Source organism: Neobacillus sp. (assembly GCF_031988165.1).
GTDB lineage: Bacteria > Bacillota > Bacilli > Bacillales > Cytobacillaceae > Neobacillus > Neobacillus rhizosphaerae.
In genome coordinates, this window is record NZ_DALZYO010000006.1 from 1 (window position 1) to 18,439 (window position 18,439).

Below are 18,439 nucleotides of genomic sequence, written 5' to 3' on the forward strand. Positions count from 1 at the left end.
AGCGAACCGATGTTGACTTATCGTAGGGAGAAGAGCGAAGTACACTAGCCGATGGCGCCTGGAGCTGGACATTTCTCGAAGTCCAATGTTATAAATTCTTAAAATATGAAAAAGCAATCCCCCCATAATGGAAGAATTGCATTGAATTATTTCTGTTAAAGTTATAAAACTTTTGGTTCTTTTTTCACTGATTCATTGGCTTTATCTTTAGAGAAAAACCAGCCTGCTGCGGCAATTCCTACTAACACGACGTAAAAGCTCACCTTCCATTCAGTTGAATGCGCAAATTCCTCATTAAGAATCGATAATGCCGGATGTGAAAGTGTGTAGACGGCTAGCTTAACACCAACCCAGCCAACAATCGTAAAGGCGGCAATCTCTAGACCAGGCCTTCTTTCTAAAAGCTTTACAAATTGGTTTGCAGCGAAGCGCATAATTATTAAGCCAATAATACCCCCAGCAAAAATAACTAGGAATTTACCTCCATCAAGTCCACCGATATTTGGCAGTGGTGTATCTGGAAGCACAACCGCCATCGCTACGGCAGCAAGAATGGAATCGACCGCAAAAGCAATGTCTGCCACTTCCACCTTTAAAACCGTCGACCAAAAGCCACTATGTTTTCGAACTTCTTTTTCCTCTTTTTCCTCCTCTTTTCCTTTTATAACCTTTCGAAAAACATGATTGCCGGCCATAAATAACAAATAAAGAGCTCCCACAGCTTGAACCTGCCACACATCAACTAAAAACGAAATCACAAACAAAGAAGCAAAGCGGAACACAAACGCCCCTGCTAATCCATAAAACAATGCCTTTTTCCGTTCCTGTTCAGGTAGGTGCTTCACCATAATCGCGAGTACCAAGGCGTTATCAGCTGCTAAAAGCCCTTCCAATGCCACCAGAATGATTAAAACCCATCCGTATTCAAGTAACAGAGTTAAATCCATAAATAATTTCCTCCTCAATAATAGGTGTTTTTCTAAAATACTCCTTTTACCCATAAAAATAGGCCTTTACTGATTACAGTAAAGGCCTAAAAAACGCAGAAAAGACCTTTACTGTAGTGTAAAGGTCTTGCTAACAACGTAATGTTGCCAATAAAGCCGGAGAAAGATTTCTCGAAATGACGACTTTATTGTAGCAGCTACTCCCCTTTAAAAAGGAAATATTTTATTACTATTACTATATTATACTCTTAATCCGATGTCAATGTCAGTTTAGCAGATAACCATTATAGTTCATAGACCCTAGCATATTTTTTTTCAAGATACTCGGCAAGGTAGTCAGCATTTAATTCCTCACCTGTTACCCTAACGATCAATTCATTCGGAGTGTAAAGCTTTCCGTACTGATGAATATTTTCCTTTAACCATTCTTGAATCAAATCGAACCTGCCACTTTCGATATGGTGAGAAAAATCAGGAAGATCTTTTTGAATCGTACGAAGAATTTGCGCAGCATAGAGATTACCTAGTGAATAAGAAGGGAAATAACCAATGCCCCCAAACGACCAATGTACATCCTGCAATACACCAACTGTGTCATTGCTTGGTGTAATACCTAGGTAATCCTGCATTTTCTGATTCCATATCACCGGAAGGTCTTTCGCTTCAATCTCTCCCCCAATTAAAGCCTTTTCAATTTCATATCGGAGCATAATATGAAGATTATAGGTTAACTCATCTGCTTCCACACGGATAAATGAAGGCTCTACTGTATTAACGGCACGGTAAAACTCCTCAATAGAAACATTTTCTAATTGCTTTGGAAAATACTCTTGGAGCTTAGGGAAAAAGAATTTCCAGAATTCCATGCTCCGTCCGACCATATTTTCCAAAAATCTTGATTGTGATTCGTGAATTCCAAACGAGGCCCCCCTTTGTAGCACAGACTCTTCATATTCCGGATTTACATGCTGCTCATATATTCCATGTCCCGCTTCATGAATGGTTCCAAAAAGGGCGGAACGGACATTTTTTTCTAAATAACGGGTGGTTAACCGCACATCTCCAATGTTAACCGTTTGAGCAAATGGGTGAACCGTTTCATCTAAACGTCCTGCTTCCATATCGAATCCAATGATTGGCAAGATAAAACGGTTAAACTCTTTTTGTTTTTCAATTTCGAACGATTGGTCAAAAACTTCAACCTGTGTTGGTTTTCCATATTGTTGAATCCGCTCTAATAGTTTTACACTTGATTCTCTTAGTTTAGCAAATAAGGGATCTAATCTTTTCACCGTTAAACCTGGTTCAAATTCATCCAGCAGCGCATCATACGGATGGTCCTCGTATCCATAGATTTCAGCAAATTTTCTTTTGAAATCAACTATTTTTTCTAAAGCAGGCAGGTAGTGAGCAAAATCATTGTTCTCCCTTGCTTCTTCCCAGGCATCATTCGCCTGCGCTGTTAAAATACTGTATTCCTGAAAAAGATTAGCTGGAATGCTTTTAGATTTTTGGTAGTACTCTTTGTACTCTCTAACCTTTGCTTTAGTCACACCGTCTAATATCTCGAAATTTTCCGGGGAAGATAATGTTTCTAAAAGATTGCCCATTTCCTGTGAGACCGAGAGCTTAAACACTTCTGTCCTCAAGGTTCCGGTTGCCTTGGCAAAAACACTTCTCCCTTTTTTCGGTGCCATAACCTTTTGATCCCAATCCACTAACCCTATGATACTTGAATAATGAGTAATTTTTTCATCAATTGCCTTAAATTGTTCCAATGCCTTCTGTACAGTTGCATTAATCATTTTCTGTTTCAAATGTAGACCCCCTATTCTTTATTCTGTTCTCTAACGGATGTTTGTTTATGAAACAACTACATCCCTTTTTGATTATAAGTTAAAAATTCAAATAAGGGAAAAAATTAGAAAAATTTTCATTAGACAAAAATACTCCATCAAGAAAAAGAATGTCGATTACGTATCAAAATATACGATTCTAGTTTTCGTCTACTTCTAAGATGGCTAACCTGTATAAATTTAACATATTTATGTAAACACTAAAATTTAATAAAAAGGATGTGGAATCATGATGGAGAAACAAAAAAAGAAACCTTCCCATTTTTCCTTTCGAATGAATTTACTTTTTTTCAGTGTGTTTTTGCTATTCTCTATACTTATTTTACGATTAGGGTTTGTTCAAATAGTTTATGGGGAAAATTTCAAAAGGGATTTGGAAAGAAAAGAAGAGTTTACAATCAGTAATCCGGTTCCTAGAGGACATATGTACGATCGTAAGTTCAAAGTGATTGTCGATAATAACCCGAAAAAAGCGATTACTTTTACAAATGAAGGATTTAGCCAAAAGGAAATGCTTGTAACAGCTGAGAAATTAGCCAAGTTGATTAGTAAAAACACGGACAAGGTGACGGAAAGGGACATGCAGGATTTTTGGATAATGAAGCATCCGATGCTTGCCAACGAAAAAATTACTCTAAAAGAAAAAGACTTGTATGATGCCAAAAAAATAACTGACAAAGATCTTTATAAGTTAAAATTGGACCGAATCACCAAGGACGAATTAGGTCTATCTGATGAAGAACTTGAGGTGCTAGCGATTTATCGGGAAATTAGCAGTGGATATAAATTCACACCACAAATCATAAAAAATGAAGATGTTACAGAAAAGGAATTTGCGGTTGTAAGCGAAAATCTTCAATTCCTCCCTGGGGTTGATACCACAACCGATTGGGAACGGTCCTATGGTTTCGGAAATACTTTGAGATCCGTATTAGGGAAAGTGACAAAATCTGACGAAGGGCTTCCTGCTGAGCAATTGGATTATTATTTGGCACGAGGTTACAGCCGAAACGATCGCATTGGAAAAAGTCAGCTGGAACTACAGTATGAGGATGTTCTTCATGGTAATAAATCAAAAATAAATAGTAGTACAAATAATATGGGGAATGTCATTGAAACAAAGCAAATTACCAATGGAAAAAAGGGTAAGGATCTGGTCTTAACGATTGATATGGATTTGCAAATGGCGATAGATAAGATTGTCGAAGAAGAGCTTTGGACCGCAAAGAAATCACCAGGTACTAACCTAACAGACAGAGCCTACGTCGTCTTGATGGATCCACGAACAGGTGAAGTCTTAACGATGTCAGGAAAAAAAATCGTTAAAAACAACGAGACTGGCGCATCAGAAATGGTAGATGACGCACTCGGAACCTTTACCACTACATATAACGTTGGTTCTGCAGTAAAGGGGGCAACCATTTTAACCGGTTATAAAACAGGAGCAATATCTCCTGGTACTCCATTCGATGATGCCGGGATAAAAATAAAGGATACCCCGCTTAAAAAGTCATATGCATATTTAGGAAAATTAAATGAAATCGAAGCATTAAAGAAATCTTCCAATGTTTATATGTTTCAAACGGCGATTAAAATTGGAAAAGGGCGATATGAATTTGATCAGCCATTGAGTTTTAGTAATAAGAAGGCCTTCGAGGATATTAGGAACTCCTTCTCATCCTTTGGTCTTGGAGCAAGAACGGGAATTGATTTGCCAAATGAACAGACCGGATTTAAAGGTCAAAGTAAACTGCCCGGTTATTTGCTCGATCTTGTCATCGGTCAATACGATACCTATTCGACGATGCAGCTAGTCCAGTATGTTTCAACCATTGCAAATGGCGGCTATCGAATGCAGCCGCATGTGGTGAAACAAATCCGTGAGCATGCATTTGAAACCAATGAACTTGGAACGGTCGCCGAAGAAATCCATCCTACCGTCCTTAATACGATTGATGTTAAGAAGCAATGGATGAATCGTGTCCAAATTGGCTTTAAAAAGGTGATGCAGGAACCAGGGGGAACTGCTTATAAATTCTTTGAAGGTGCCACTTACTCACCTGCAGGAAAAACGGGGACGGCCGAAGCCTTTTATGATGGTCCCTTTCGCAGTAATTATGGTAAGGAGCCGCCTCCTGTTATGAATTTAAGCCTAGTAAGCTATGCCCCAAGCACAAATCCCGAAGTAGCTATGGCCGTTTTGGTTCCTTGGGCATACGAAGGAACAGTAGATAACCGTGCAAGTCTCAAGATTGGCCGTCGGGTTATGGATACCTATTTTCAATTGAAAAGTCAATAACAGAAATGGAATTGGGCGCCATGTTCGGCGCCTTCAATTCTTTTTTAACACTGATTTCACAGCTTTCTCAATTTCGATATAGCTCGTGCAGCGGCAGATATTCGATTCCAGCCACTCTTTAATGGTTATATCATCGGCATCTGGATACTGCTCTATCAATGAGTGGCAGTTCATGATAAAACCCGGTGTACAATAGCCGCATTGAAAGGCAAAATTTTCGATAAACGCCTGTTGAATGGGCGTTTGTTTCAGTCCTTCAATCGAGGTTATCTTTTTCCCCACCGCCTCCACGGCAAGCATCAAACATGATTTCATCGGCCAACCATCAACATTCACCGTGCAGGCACCGCAATCACCATTTAAACACCCAGGTTTTGCTCCGGTTAACCCAAGCTTCCCCCTTATGGCATATAATAGGGTATCGGCAGACCTGACTGTAACAATTCGACTGTCACCATTTATATCCAACATAATTGTATGAGATTTCACGTTCTACTCTCCCCCCAAATAAGAAGCTATCTAACCCTCACGCCATCCAATGCTGCCAACACATCCAATAACAAATTTTTGAGCACAAAGAGTCTATATTTTGCCGATCCCTCGACATCCTCTAAGATGGGCGTTGGCATTACCGCAAGAGCCCTATCAATTCTTGCTTCAACCGACTGCCCCCTGTTATTTAAGGAAGCCTCTACCTCCTTGGAGCGAAATGGAAAAGGACACAACCCACTTATAGCAACACGTATCTCCCGATCAATTTTCAATGCAGTCATCGTAATCAACGGGTATCCAGTTTCCCATTGCTGACGGCGTTTGACACTAAAATAGGGTGCTCCAATAAACTGGGTCGCAGTTGCTACTTGAACAAGAAATTCACCTTTCTTCAACCTGAGCTGTTCTTGAAAGATCTCATTAATTGGGATGATCTTCTCTCCATCTGGGCCAATAATTAATACGTGACTGTCTGCTAGTAAAAACGGCAAAACGGCTTCACGGTAAAAAATCTGTGCACAAATATTTCCGCCTAAAGTTATTTTTACCCGGGCTGTATGGTCAGCAACTTCGCTAACCGTTTTCGTTAATAAAGGAAAAAGATTGGCTTCCTCAATTCTTGTAAGGGAGAGGCTACTCCCTAGGAGCAAATGATCTCCACTTACCTGCATCACCTTACATTCTGCAATATCCTTAATATCTATGACGGCTTCGGTATAAGCCAAATTGATTCTACCTAGGGTAATTAATTCTGTTCCACCTGAAAAAAACATTGGCTGTTTGCCTTGCTGGTCTAAATACTGATATAAATCGACGGCCTCCTTCATTGTTGCAGGCGTATAATAATCAAAGTTAAAAGGCAGCATTACTAGTTCGCCTCCTTTGCCTTCCAAATCAACTTGCCCTGCCTGTCACCTTTTCGAGCGACTCCTTGCGGATAACACCCTTACCAATTACCTCCATGGTCACCCCCCCTACCTATTAATGAAGCCCAAATATCAAGCAAATCCTGATAATCCTCATTCGTATCGACATCAAAAAAAGACAAGTCTTTCTCCGATTCCATTCGTTTACCGCTAAATTTATCAGCACCTCGAATCAAATCCCTTGCACCTTGATCCCCCTCTAATTCAGTAATGATGGGAAACAAGCAGTTCGAAAAATAGACAGGAGGCTTCGGAATTCCTCTGTGCAAATACGAAATATAGGCATAGTCTTGAAAAGTTCGAGATTCATCCACTAATTTATTTATCATTTCAATGGTGACAAAAGGCTGATCCGCTAGCAGAACCACCACCCCTGTTGCCGCTAAATCCTCCGCGGCCTTCACCCCTGCTTTAAGCGAAGCACTTTGCCCTTTATCAGCATCCTCACATGCTAACACTCGCAAATTTTTTCTTTTTGAAAAAGGAGTCAACCAGCGAAGCGAATCTCCCTTTCGAGTGACGGCGATAGTGACATCCAGCCATGATTCAAGCGCCGCCCGTAATGCCATACTACCCAAATAATGATTAGCTAATGGTAAATTCAACTTCTGACTGCCCATCCTGCTGCTCTTCCCTGCAGCAAGATAAATACCGACTAATCTGAAATTGTCCATAAGAGCTCCACTCTTTCATGCACTGGCTTTCTCCATACTTCAATCATTTCAGCCATAATACTCACTGCAATTTCAACTGGACCTTTTGCTCCAATCGCGACACCTATTGGTGAAAAGATTGAACTTGGAATATGGTCAGGATTAAGTAGTTTTTTTGTTCTTTTCCTTGGACCTAGAACACCTAAATATCTAATATTCTCGTTTAATAATGACAATAATATTTCTTGATCCCTTAGAAAGTGATGCGACATGATTACCACAAAATCATAGGGTAAAAAAGATATTTGTTTTAAAAGCGCATCTGGAAAGCCAACGATAATCCTGTCCGCCGTTGGAAAGTGTTGTTTCTGACAATACTCTTCCCGCCAATCGCAGACGGTTACCGAAAACCCCGTTTCTGCGGCTAATGATACAAGGGGGCGAGCATCGGGCCCTGCCCCGAAAACAATCAACCGTGGCTTGGGCTGGTACGTATGCTGATAAAAGGTCAATGCCCCATCTGCCATAATTCCGCTTTTCAAGGTGAATTCGGTAACAGGAATTGGCCCAGACCAATTTCCAAAGGCTTCACCTTCCTCCTCAATAAAAACATACTCCCCCAATTTATCTAGTTTTTTTAAACCTATCACAGGTTTATTTCTATCCAGTAATCTTTTTACTAATAGAAAATCCTCTGTTAATTTTTCCGTAACCAGCTCAAGTAAAATATCAATCGTTCCATTACAACCTGCGCCCTGACCCCAGCCCATATCGTCTTCCTCAAACATGTCATATTGAAGGATTATAGCCTCATTCTTTTGAAATACCTCCGCCGCTCGTATCGCTAAATCTGTTTCTAGGCAGCCGGCACTTAACAAGCCAGCGTGGCTTCCATCTTCAAAAAACATCATCGAAGAGCCTTCCCTTTTATATGCAGACCCTTTCACACCAACGATCGTCGCTAACACCTTTTCCCCTGGGTGTGCCATTACGTCTAACATTTGATAAAAATCCTCCACGCTGCTCCCCCACCTCAAACACAAAAATTCCTACCATATTTATATTAATGAGGAAGCTATTCCTAGAATGACTAATTTTTCATGAACCGATTACATAAAATTATTAATATAAAGATCTGAAGGGGGGGTTATGATGAAATTGACAGAATTTAAAGACCCACTGCCAATTCCTCCAGTATTAAAACCAACGTGGAAATCAGGAGAATATACGTATTATGAAGTAACTATGAAGGAAACACAGCAATTGCTACATAGTGAATTACCTGAAACAACAATTTGGGGATATGAAGGGATATATCCGGGACCAACCATTGAAGTAGAAACAGGGGAAAGAGTATATGTAAAATGGAAGAATGGACTGCCTAAAAGACATCTTTTACCAATTGATCACACTGTACATGGTGCCGAAAAGGAGAAACCAGCTGTTCGCACCGTTGTCCATCTTCATGGCGGAAGAACAGAGCCCCATAGTGATGGTTACCCTGATGCATGGTTCACAAATGGATTTGCAGAAAAAGGTCCTTTTTTTCAAAAAGAAATTTATCAATACATTAATCAGCAAAGTGCAAGGGCGCTCTGGTACCACGACCATGCCATCGGGCTGACTCGATTAAATATTTATGCAGGACTGGCAGGATTTTATTTCATCAGGAATAGCCATGAACGTTCATTCAATCTCCCTAGCGGTCCTTTTGAAGTCCCATTACTGCTTCAAGATCGATCATTTCATGTAGATGGTTCATTATCGTATCCAGAACAGCCGGAAAACAATGGTTCTGGCATCTATCCGTCCATTATTGCGTCTTTTTTTGGTAATACAATTGTTGTCAATGGGAAGGTGTGGCCATTTCTTGAGGTAGAACCGAGGAAATATCGATTTCGACTATTAAATGCGGCAAATGCTCGCTTTTTTCGTTTGACCCTTGATTCAGGTCAGTTGTTCTATCAAATCGGAACAGATAGCGGTTTTCTTGAACGCCCGATTGGAGTAGGCTCATTACTGCTCGCACCTGCAGAACGACTGGATGTCATCATTGATTTTTCTAATATGGAAGGAAAAGCAATTGTTGTGAAAAATGATGCCCCGACACACTTCCCTAATGGTGATCCAGTTGACCCCAAAACGACTGGAATCGTCATGGAGTTTCGAGTATCGCAGTCTCTTTCGGGCATTGATACGAGCGTCATCCCTGCCTATATGGGGCCAATTAAATGGATGCACGCAAATACTGCCCAAAGGCAGAGATTTCTAGAATTAAGTGAGGAAAAGGACCAATTTGGAAGATCGCTTTTTCTACTTGACAAGAAAACCTGGGATGACCCTATCACTGAAAATCCGCTTGCCCACTCAACCGAGATTTGGAGTTTTATCAACACGAATGAGGATGATCATCCTATTCATGTTCATCTTGTTCAATTTCAAATTCTTGAGCGACGCGCATTCAATGTTGAATATTATAAAAAAACGAAGAATATCAAATATACAGGAGCACCAATTCAGCCAGATTTTTCCGAACGTGGTTGGAAGGATACTGTAAGATGCCCTCCAGGTCTAGTTACCAGCATCATCATCTCGTTTTTTCCTTACACCGGGCAATATGTTTGGCATTGTCATATGTTAGAGCATGAAGATTATGAGATGATGCGGCCTTACCGGGTGCTTCCGCCACCATGACTAGATTTATGTAGGGATTCCTAAAGACTTATTATTTGATAACTATTTCTTAAACTATTAATCTTTCTTTCATAGTTTGTTCATATTTATTGGTTAAGATATAAACAGGTTCACAGATGAACCTTTAACCTCCGCCCCCCTTTATATAGATTAGTTTGAATGCCCGGCATAATGGCCGGGTAATTTTTTGTTCTATTGTCATCTGTACTCCCAACAAACATTGTCAATAACAAAAGAATTCAGCATTGCTGTAAAACAAAAATGATTTCAATGTCCCAAATAATTTTTAATTAATTTGATTTTTTTGCGAATTTCGATATACGATTATTAAATTAATTAGGAAAATAAACAGCATATAGAGACCATATAAACCAATAGAATAAAGCTTATTGCTGTTAAATGATGCTCCTGCATAGGACAAAATGAGAATATTAGGGATCTTCCCAATTGTAGAGGCGGAGAAAAAAGTGAGCCATCTGACGTTACTTAATCCACAAATAAGATTAACAACTGACGCTGGGATAATGGGAATAAACCGGCAGGTCAAAATAGCCATAAAGGAATGACGATTCAAAAATCCTTGATACTCCTGAACTTTCGGATATTTTACTATCTTTTCCTGGGCAAAATCCCGAAAACCAAACCTGCTTAAAAAGAAGAAGCCCATCGTTCCTGCCATCGCTCCCGCCAATGAAATGGCCACTCCCTGTGCCACACCAAAGACAGCACCAATTATTCCCGCTAATATGGGAAATGGAATAATAGGAAAAAAGACACAAATCGCAACCAATAACATGCTGAGATAAATGGATATGGTTCCACCTTGTTTAATAAGAAAGATCAATTCATCCTTTTGAAAAAAACCAAACACAATAATCAAAAGGACTAAACTAAAACTAATTAATTTTTTCATCGTCTCTCTCCTTTTCCTATTAGCGAAAAAATCTATTAAAATGCGGTTCTAGCACCAAGGTATCTTGGTTTCCAATAGGAATTTGTCATGTCTGCAATCGACACACCTGATGACCCGGCCTGAATGAATTTGTTATTCCCTAAATAAATTCCCACATGAGACGCCCCAGCAGCGTATGTTTCAAAAAAGACAAGATCGCCAGGATTGGGGGTAGCACTAACCTTTAATCCAGACCACTGTAAAGCAGCTGTTCGTGGAATAGTGATTCCCACTTTATTAAACACATAGCTGGTAAATCCACTGCAATCAAAACCCGCAGGAGTATTTCCTCCCCATAGGTAAGGTGTCCCAATATATTTATTTGCTTCGTTCATCACCAATTGTGCCTTTGAAACTGTTTTTACAGAGGACTTTACCAATAGCCTATGTCCCACATATATAGTATCCGAGGTTAATCCATTTAAACTTTTTATATCTGTTACAGTAGTACCATACGTTTTAGCAATTCCTGATAAAGTATCGCCGGAATTTACCAAATAAGTAATAGCTGTATTACTGGAATCAGGTGTGGCAGTTGTTTGTGTTTCATGGCTGTGTGGCGCGAGTAATGATAGTTTCTGATTTACATAGATGGTGTCAGTGGTTAGCTGATTCCATAACTTTACATCAGTAATTGATACTTGTTTTGCTTGCGAGATTTTCCAAAGGGTGTCGCCTGGTTGGACTGTATAAATATTCTCATGTGCACTTGCTGACCCTGCAAAAGTGGAAATCAGGATTCCTGCGACTGTAGTGGCTGTCAGTAGATGTTTTTTCATAGATTGTAGCTCTCCTTTGATTCGTAGTTGTTAACTCCATCATAAGGAGATTTCTAATCTATTAAAATACCAAAGTTATGGCTTACAAGGAAATAATTCCCTCACTCAGGGATGAAATCATTCATTTAACAAATATTTAACGGTGCCAGTCCTTGTCATTAAAGGTCTATTACGGATTCCTCTAAATATTCTCTTCTATTTTTCCATTCAGTTTTAACATAATTGTAATAATTAAACATTTTATAGATTCACACCAATAGTTCAATAATCCCTTCTTGTAATGTAGAAATATTGTAACAAACCATCCATGCACTGGAATCTGACAAATTTATAATAAACCTATAGAAACATTTTAAATAGTTTTTAAAATAATAATGAAGTTTGGTGATGATGATGGAAGGAATCGGTAAAGGACATCCACACGCTATGGGTAATGGCCCTCATGGACATGGAATGGGAAAAGGAATCGACTATGATGTTAACCCATTTATCGTTATTTGGGAAGTGACGCGTGCTTGTCAACTTAAGTGTGTTCACTGCCGTGCAGATGCACAATTGACACCAGACCCAAGAGAGCTGACACATGACGAAGGAATCAATCTAATTGATCAAATTTATGAAATGGATAATCCAATGCTTGTGTTTACTGGTGGAGATTGCATGATGAGGGAAGATCTTTTTGATCTTGCTGATTATGCAATTAAGAAAGGTATGCGGGTTTCCATGACACCTAGTGCCACTCAAAATGTAACAATTGAAAAAATGAGGATGGCAAAAGAAGTTGGTTTATCACGTTGGGGCTTCAGCCTAGATGGGCCAACACCAGAAATTCACGATCACTTCCGTGGAACTCCTGGTTCATTCGAGCTTACACTTGAAAAAATTAAATACTTAAACGAGCTTGAAATGCCGCTACAAATCAATACGGTTATTTCTCGCTATAATTATGACTCACTTGAAGAAATGTCAAAACTTGTGGGTGAAATGGGTGCAGTCATGTGGTACATCTTCTTGCTTGTGCCAACTGGCCGTGGACAATTAGATGCTTGTATTACACCTGCTGAACATGAAAAAGTTTTCCGTTGGTTGTATGAACTAAGCAAAACGGCACCATACGATATTAAAACTACGGCAGCACAGCATTACCGCCGCGTTGTTCTTCAGGAGAAAACGCGCGATCATTTAATTGATAAAGGTGAAATTCATTACGAAGATACAATCACAACCGATTTTGCTTCGATGCATGATGGCTTAAAACGTGCACCAAAAGGAGTTAACGACGGAAACGGCTTTGCCTTCGTTTCTCATATCGGTGATGTTTTACCAAGCGGCTTGTTGCCAATTGTAGGCGGGAACATTCGTGACACTCCGCTTGCGGAAATTTACCGCGAATCAAAAATATTTAAGGAGTTGCGCCAGCCAGACAACTATAAAGGAAAATGCGGTGTTTGCGAATATAATAAAATTTGCGGCGGTTCCCGCTCAAGAACCTATGCGGTTACTGGCGACTATTTAGAGAGCGAACCATTCTGCGTTTATATTCCGCAGGCAATGAGAAATAAAGAAGCTGCTCCGCTTGTATAAATATTAGAAGGAAATAGGCATTCCAACTTGTTGGAATGCCTTTTATGATTAAGAATAAAATCCTTGAAGCAGCAATAAGTTCAGCCAAGGGAACTAGAAAAAGCTTTTCTATCATTCCTTTGATTTTCACCGTCTTTCTTATTCAATTAAACCAGTATCTTCAATTTGCACTTTAGATCTCACCATAAATTTGATGGTTGGGTAGATTCGTTTCCACTCTTCCCAATCATCGTTATTGAAATGACGGGAACGGTAGCGGAGGCCGAATCCGATAGGATCGAGATTTGCTTTTTGGATTTTCACAAGGAGTTTCTCAATTTCCTTGTTTAACGATTTTTCAGCGATTTTTTCATAGTCGGATAATTTTTCATTTGTTACACGGCGAGTTGCTTCTTCTAGTATCCCCTCAACCGAAACATGTACCTTTATATAGGGAGCTTTACCTTTAGGAGTATGGATTTTATATTTCGTTTTCACTTTTTGTGTATCAATAATGATAACTGTTTTTCCTTTGGTAACTCTATTCGCACTTTTTTCCTCACGATTTCTTAAGAAATTTAGAATCTTTGTCTCTTCTGGTTTAAGTACCAACTTCATCTGGCTTTTATTATAGAGGCCAACCGTGTTTATTTCAAAAATTTCCTTTTCAGCTTTAATAATCGGCAGGAGCGGATCTAAGCCGCGTTCACTTAATCTATATTTAAAATCAAATAGATACTCCGAAATGATATATGGGGTCTCAGACCCATCCCTCCCTAACGCTAGGAACAATGCATTTGAAGGGATATACTCTGATTTAGGTTGTACCTTTAATACTTCTAATGCACTTGGTTTACCAATGGCCACCCAGGCAATTGATTGGATATCTCTTCTTCTAATAAACCAATAATTGATCCCGGAATTACCCTTTTGGTTAGCAACCTCGTCACCAAATACAATGACTTTTGCATGACTGAAATCAATCTCTTTATCCACTTTTGTTTTAATAATTCGTACCGCTTCAGACATAGTATCTGCATTTTCCGAAACAATCATGAATTGAGTGGGATTATTCTTTGATGAACTTGGAACAGCAAATTTAAGGCTGACGAGGTATTTCTTAGAGCTATTCTTGGCAGTATCCACACCGATACTTACAACAAAAAAACGCTTATCAATGTCTTTAAAGCCGCATCCATTTAACAACATTACAGAAAGGAGAACGAGTACAAGCGATTTCCAATTGTTAATGGATTTCAAGCTGTCCGCCTCCTTGCCCAAATGAAAAATATTACAACCAAAAAGATTTCAAACCCAAGACGAACAATCATCCAATAAACGGTTATTTTATTTAACAGAATTGTATTTAGAAAAATAACACCTGCAACCGAACAACCCGCATAGAAAATAAGAATCAGCAAATTCTTTTTTTTACTTATTTTTTCCTTAAAGGTTCCCTTAATTAATTCAAACGAAACATGCCAATGGACTGAGATACTAATAAGAGTAATACTCATGTAAAACATTAAAAATAAGAAGATTACTCGTTCTATCGGACTATAAGCTAACCGGAGTGAATCTGCTGTTGAAATCCACGGATACTGAAATTCTTGTGCACCGTCTGACCCGTGAAAACCAATCGGAATGAAGAAGGTAGTAAATAAATTGAATATCCCCAAAAGGAAAATAGCAAAAAAATTCCAAATCTTCAATCTCCCCTTAATCAGCCGATTAAAAATAATCAGGTTGGTGTAACCAGAAAAACAATACGTAGCCGCAGCGATTGATTTTAAGCTTGGCCTTTCAAATATATGGGTACCAACTTCGAGCATTGAATCCCAGCTAAGGTAATCATTTGTAAATGCCTTAAAAATAATAAAAGCGATTAATGGCGTATTGAGGAATAGAACAATTTCCAGAAAATACATAACCCTATCGGTAGGGAGCTGGATAATTAGAAAAATCGCTGCTAAATATATAACAAGCAAGGCTATCTTTGGCATTTCCGGATTAATAAATCGATCTAATATATCGATAAATCCAACCAAGGTTATCAGACCAGCCGTGAACCATATCCATTGAATACTGCAAAAATGAATGATTTTTAACCAGCGGTGCTTTGAATTGGCGATTATTTCTGGCATCCCTTGTTCGGGAAACTTATTGAAAGTAGTGCTTAATAAATAATTCAGTGCAACGCCAATCGGAATGGCGATTAACACCCCCATTACGGCACCTTCATAACGGTATTGGATTAAAATATTTGGCACAAAGATGATAACATTAACAAGCATATTTAATAACACTAAGTATAAAAAATATCGGTTCAAAGCCCTCCCCTCCTCAATTTCCTACTATTCTTTACTTGGTTTGCTTTGAATTATAGTTAGAAACGGCTCACCGAAGCTATCAAGTTTAACCATATAGGCGAGGAGCATAAAAAAGCCTATTACGACGCCAACCAATCCGAATATTGTTGCTAATAATAAAATAAAGTATTTCAACACTCTAATAGTGAAACTAAAAGCGTTAATCGGCACGACAAAGTTAGAAATAGCCACAAACGATACAATCACAATCATAATATTACTAACAAGTCCAGCTTCTGCAGCAGACTGTCCTAATATCAAACCACCTACGGTTGTGGCTGTAGGACCAATGGCTTTTGGCAGACGGATACTCGCCTCAGTTAAAAGCTCCATCATAAATAACATTAACAGCACTTCAACAAAGGATGGATAAGGGATACCCGTCCGACTTCCAGCAATTGACATAGCTAGATGAACCCTAAATAGCTCAGGATTATAGCTGGATACTGCCACATATAAACCTGGAAGAATCATGCTTATGTTAAAGGCTGTATATCGAAGGATTTGTAAAAATTTAGCAATCCAATAAGTTTGATAAATATCCTCCATTGAGGACATCAAATCCTTCATGACTGTCGGTAGAATTACAGCATAGGAAGAGCCGTGAACTAAAAGGACGACTTTACCAGAAGCTAAATTTACCGCTACTCGATCAGGTCTTTCAGTAACTAGCATCAAAGGAAATAGTGCCCTGTTGGATTTTTTAATAATATCGAACAGTTGCTCCCCTGTTTGGAACATATCGATATCGATAGCATCTAAAAATTTTTTGACTCTTTTAAGAGTATCTGGATCAACAAACTTTGTATCATGTAGAATCATCACCTTTGTTTTGGAAAGATTACCTACTGTTGTTGATTCCACTTTCAATGAAACATTTGGATAACGTTGGCGGATAAGCCCAAGATTAACGGGTAAACTCTCACTAAATCCCGCTTGTGGACCTTGAATAGTTGTCTCAACGGTTGTATCCATAACTGCATTATTTCGGTCCATTTTACAATCAAATAAAAAAACGAAATCCTGATAAAAAAGAATGGCTACCCCTCTCATTACCACATCAATCGTTTTTTGTTCACATTCATATTCGCTTGCCTTGGGGTGTGATTGCAGGAAATCTAAAAATTCCTTTGAACTAGTTATTTCAAAAAAAGGCTTAAGAACGTTTTCGAGCAAGACCGCTTCATCACTAATTGACTTAATATAAAGTACTTCCATATATTTTTCTTTTGTATGATTCTCTTTAAAAACCAGGTCTTCCGGCTGTTGTAACTTATGTATGAGACTTTCTTTTATTGATTGAACATTATTAGTTGGCATTTTTCTACCTCACAGGCATGCTTCTTTCATCTTAGTTTCCTCGATGGTTGGAATTTTATTCTAGAAAATTAGATTCCACTGGAGTTACTGTTAAGAGAGCATTTTTCTTCTGATTATGTTTAAATTATTTAGATAATGTCTTTTTATCTATCTTAAATAATTAAAGATTGTAGGGAGTTATATGTTAAGAACGATTGCTATCAAAAAAAATAATCAACTTGTGAAGGACATAGACATTGTGCAATTGGTATCAGGTGATTTCAAGTGGTACTGGATAGATTTTAATCAACCTACCGACAAGGAAATCGAATATCTTAGGGATCCGCTATCCTTCCATCCTCTAGCGATCGAGGATTGTATCCATCATTTGCAACGTCCAAAGATTGATTACTATGAAGACTATGCCTTTTTTGTAACCCAGGCATTGAACCAAAAATCAATTAAAAGAGAAGAGATTAATTTCTTTCTCAGCCGAAATTATATTGTTACGTTTCATCATAAACCTTCGACTGAAATTGACGACGTTTGGAATCGTTTTAGTCAATCTGCAAATGCCAATCAATGGGACCCATCCCACGTCTTTTATCATGTTCTCGATAAAATGGTGGATAATTATTTTCCATTAGTCAATCAAATTGATGATAAGTTAAATGAAATTGATGAGAATTCAAAGGGAAGATCGATGGAGGCTTTGCTTAGGGATTTATTCGACACAAGGCATGACCTTTTATCTTTAAGGCATACGATTTCACCGATGAGAGATCTTTTGTACAGAATTCTTAATTCACAACGATTAACTAGTATTCAAGGGAAAATAGTCTATTTCTCTGATATTTATGATCATTTGCTTAAATTAACGGAAATGATTGAAGCAAGTCGGGAACTTACCACCGATATACGCGATAGTTATATTTCCATCAATTCTAATGAAACGAACCATGTCATGAAAGTCTTGACGGTCATCACGACAATCTTTATGCCACTAACCTTCATTGTTGGTGTTTATGGTATGAATTTTACTCATATGCCCGAACTAACGTGGAAATACGGATATTTCGCGGCCATGATCCTCATGTTTTTAATCGGAGTAGGAATGACAATTTGGTTTACTAAGAAAGGGTGGTTTAAATAGTGAAAAGACTAGCCATGCGAAATGGCTAGTCTTTTTTGAAAGTCCTATTCCCAATCTTGATAGTCAACTGTTCCTCCAGTTAAATCGATCGTGTTCCGCTCTCCCTTATAATAGGTCTTCCCATCTTTTTCAAAAATCAAATTTTCATACGTAAACACCTTTTGTCCGTTTGGCAGATGAATCACAACCTTTTGTCCCAATTTCTCAGTTGGTGCTTCAATTTTTATGGTGGTCTGATAATAATAACGAAAAACGAAAAAGCCCATTGCAAGAATCATGCACGCTATCATGAAAAAAAATAGACCCTTCCATGAGGATTGCCTCGGCTTATTTTGATATAGTTCTACTCTGGTCAATTTTTCTCCTCTCACTTGTCATTTTTGGGCAAAATTTTTAGCACTCCTTATTTTTCAAATAGTTTGAATAATAACATTTATCTCCAATGAAAGAAGGATTT

The 18,439-nt window shown here is 38.6% G+C and carries 16 protein-coding genes; 4 read left to right on the forward strand and 12 right to left on the reverse strand.

Features of this window, described 5'->3' with window-relative positions:
* Positions 1-161 precede the first annotated feature (161 nt).
* Positions 162-947, reverse strand: a complete 786-nt coding sequence (locus tag RTR43_RS04700; RefSeq protein WP_312470034.1) for a TerC family protein — start codon at positions 945-947, stop codon at positions 162-164.
* A 284-nt stretch (positions 948-1,231) separates the two neighbouring features.
* Positions 1,232-2,764: a carboxypeptidase M32 gene (locus RTR43_RS04705; RefSeq protein ID WP_312470036.1), complete on the reverse strand. Its 1,533-nt coding sequence runs from the start codon at positions 2,762-2,764 to the stop codon at positions 1,232-1,234.
* Between the two features lie 271 nt (positions 2,765-3,035).
* Here RTR43_RS04705 and RTR43_RS04710 point away from each other — a divergent pair, with 271 nt between their 5' ends.
* Positions 3,036-5,102, forward strand: a complete 2,067-nt coding sequence (locus tag RTR43_RS04710; RefSeq protein WP_312470253.1) for a peptidoglycan D,D-transpeptidase FtsI family protein — start codon at positions 3,036-3,038, stop codon at positions 5,100-5,102.
* A gap of 33 nt (positions 5,103-5,135) precedes the next feature.
* Here RTR43_RS04710 and RTR43_RS04715 read toward each other — a convergent pair whose 3' ends face one another.
* From RTR43_RS04715 to RTR43_RS04730, 4 genes are all read right to left on the reverse strand, one after another.
* Entirely contained in the window at positions 5,136-5,573 is a 438-nt protein-coding gene (locus tag RTR43_RS04715) for a (2Fe-2S)-binding protein (protein WP_312470255.1), read from the reverse strand.
* A gap of 44 nt (positions 5,574-5,617) precedes the next feature.
* The gene (locus RTR43_RS04720; protein WP_312470038.1) at positions 5,618-6,460 is read right to left on the reverse strand and encodes an FAD binding domain-containing protein; all 843 of its coding nucleotides are present in this window, start codon (positions 6,458-6,460) and stop codon (positions 5,618-5,620) included.
* Between the two features lie 80 nt (positions 6,461-6,540).
* Positions 6,541-7,194, reverse strand: a complete 654-nt coding sequence (locus RTR43_RS04725; protein ID WP_312470039.1) for a nucleotidyltransferase family protein — start codon at positions 7,192-7,194, stop codon at positions 6,541-6,543.
* On the reverse strand, positions 7,176-8,192 hold the full coding sequence (locus RTR43_RS04730; protein WP_312470040.1) for an XdhC family protein: 1,017 nt from the start codon (positions 8,190-8,192) through the stop codon (positions 7,176-7,178). The genes RTR43_RS04725 and RTR43_RS04730 overlap by 19 nt, the downstream gene beginning before the upstream one ends.
* 133 nt (positions 8,193-8,325) lie before the next feature.
* Here RTR43_RS04730 and RTR43_RS04735 point away from each other — a divergent pair, with 133 nt between their 5' ends.
* Complete coding sequence (locus RTR43_RS04735; RefSeq protein ID WP_312470256.1) at positions 8,326-9,867, forward strand: multicopper oxidase family protein; 1,542 nt, start codon at positions 8,326-8,328, stop codon at positions 9,865-9,867.
* A gap of 286 nt (positions 9,868-10,153) precedes the next feature.
* Here the strand turns inward: RTR43_RS04735 and RTR43_RS04740 are convergent, their stop codons facing one another.
* Positions 10,154-10,780: a TVP38/TMEM64 family protein gene (locus RTR43_RS04740; protein WP_312470041.1), complete on the reverse strand. Its 627-nt coding sequence runs from the start codon at positions 10,778-10,780 to the stop codon at positions 10,154-10,156.
* 35 nt (positions 10,781-10,815) lie between these two features.
* Positions 10,816-11,598 (reverse strand): C40 family peptidase, encoded by a 783-nt coding sequence (locus RTR43_RS04745; protein WP_312470042.1) that lies wholly within the window; start codon positions 11,596-11,598, stop codon positions 10,816-10,818.
* Between the two features lie 426 nt (positions 11,599-12,024).
* Here RTR43_RS04745 and RTR43_RS04750 point away from each other — a divergent pair, with 426 nt between their 5' ends.
* Entirely contained in the window at positions 12,025-13,182 is a 1,158-nt protein-coding gene (locus RTR43_RS04750; RefSeq protein WP_312470258.1) for a TIGR04053 family radical SAM/SPASM domain-containing protein, read from the forward strand.
* 138 nt (positions 13,183-13,320) lie between these two features.
* Here RTR43_RS04750 and RTR43_RS04755 read toward each other — a convergent pair whose 3' ends face one another.
* The 3 genes from RTR43_RS04755 to RTR43_RS04765 are packed head-to-tail and all read right to left on the reverse strand — an operon-like array spanning position 13,321 to position 16,850.
* Positions 13,321-14,421, reverse strand: a complete 1,101-nt coding sequence (locus RTR43_RS04755; protein ID WP_312470044.1) for a Ger(x)C family spore germination protein — start codon at positions 14,419-14,421, stop codon at positions 13,321-13,323.
* A complete protein-coding gene (locus tag RTR43_RS04760; RefSeq protein WP_312470045.1) occupies positions 14,418-15,491 on the reverse strand; it encodes a GerAB/ArcD/ProY family transporter in 1,074 nt (357 codons plus the stop codon). Before RTR43_RS04760 ends, RTR43_RS04755 begins: the two co-directional genes overlap by 4 nt.
* 24 nt (positions 15,492-15,515) lie before the next feature.
* A complete protein-coding gene (locus tag RTR43_RS04765) occupies positions 15,516-16,850 on the reverse strand; it encodes a spore germination protein (protein ID WP_312470046.1) in 1,335 nt (444 codons plus the stop codon).
* A 181-nt stretch (positions 16,851-17,031) separates the two neighbouring features.
* Here RTR43_RS04765 and corA point away from each other — a divergent pair, with 181 nt between their 5' ends.
* Positions 17,032-17,982 carry a magnesium/cobalt transporter CorA gene (gene corA, locus RTR43_RS04770; RefSeq protein ID WP_312470048.1) on the forward strand — a complete coding sequence of 317 codons (951 nt, stop codon included), beginning with the start codon at positions 17,032-17,034 and terminating at the stop codon, positions 17,980-17,982.
* A gap of 44 nt (positions 17,983-18,026) precedes the next feature.
* On the opposite strand, the gene RTR43_RS04775 is transcribed toward corA, so the two are convergent.
* Positions 18,027-18,338, reverse strand: coding sequence for a hypothetical protein (locus RTR43_RS04775; RefSeq protein ID WP_312470049.1), 312 nt, complete (start codon positions 18,336-18,338; stop codon positions 18,027-18,029).
* Between the last annotated feature and the right edge of the window lie 101 nt (positions 18,339-18,439).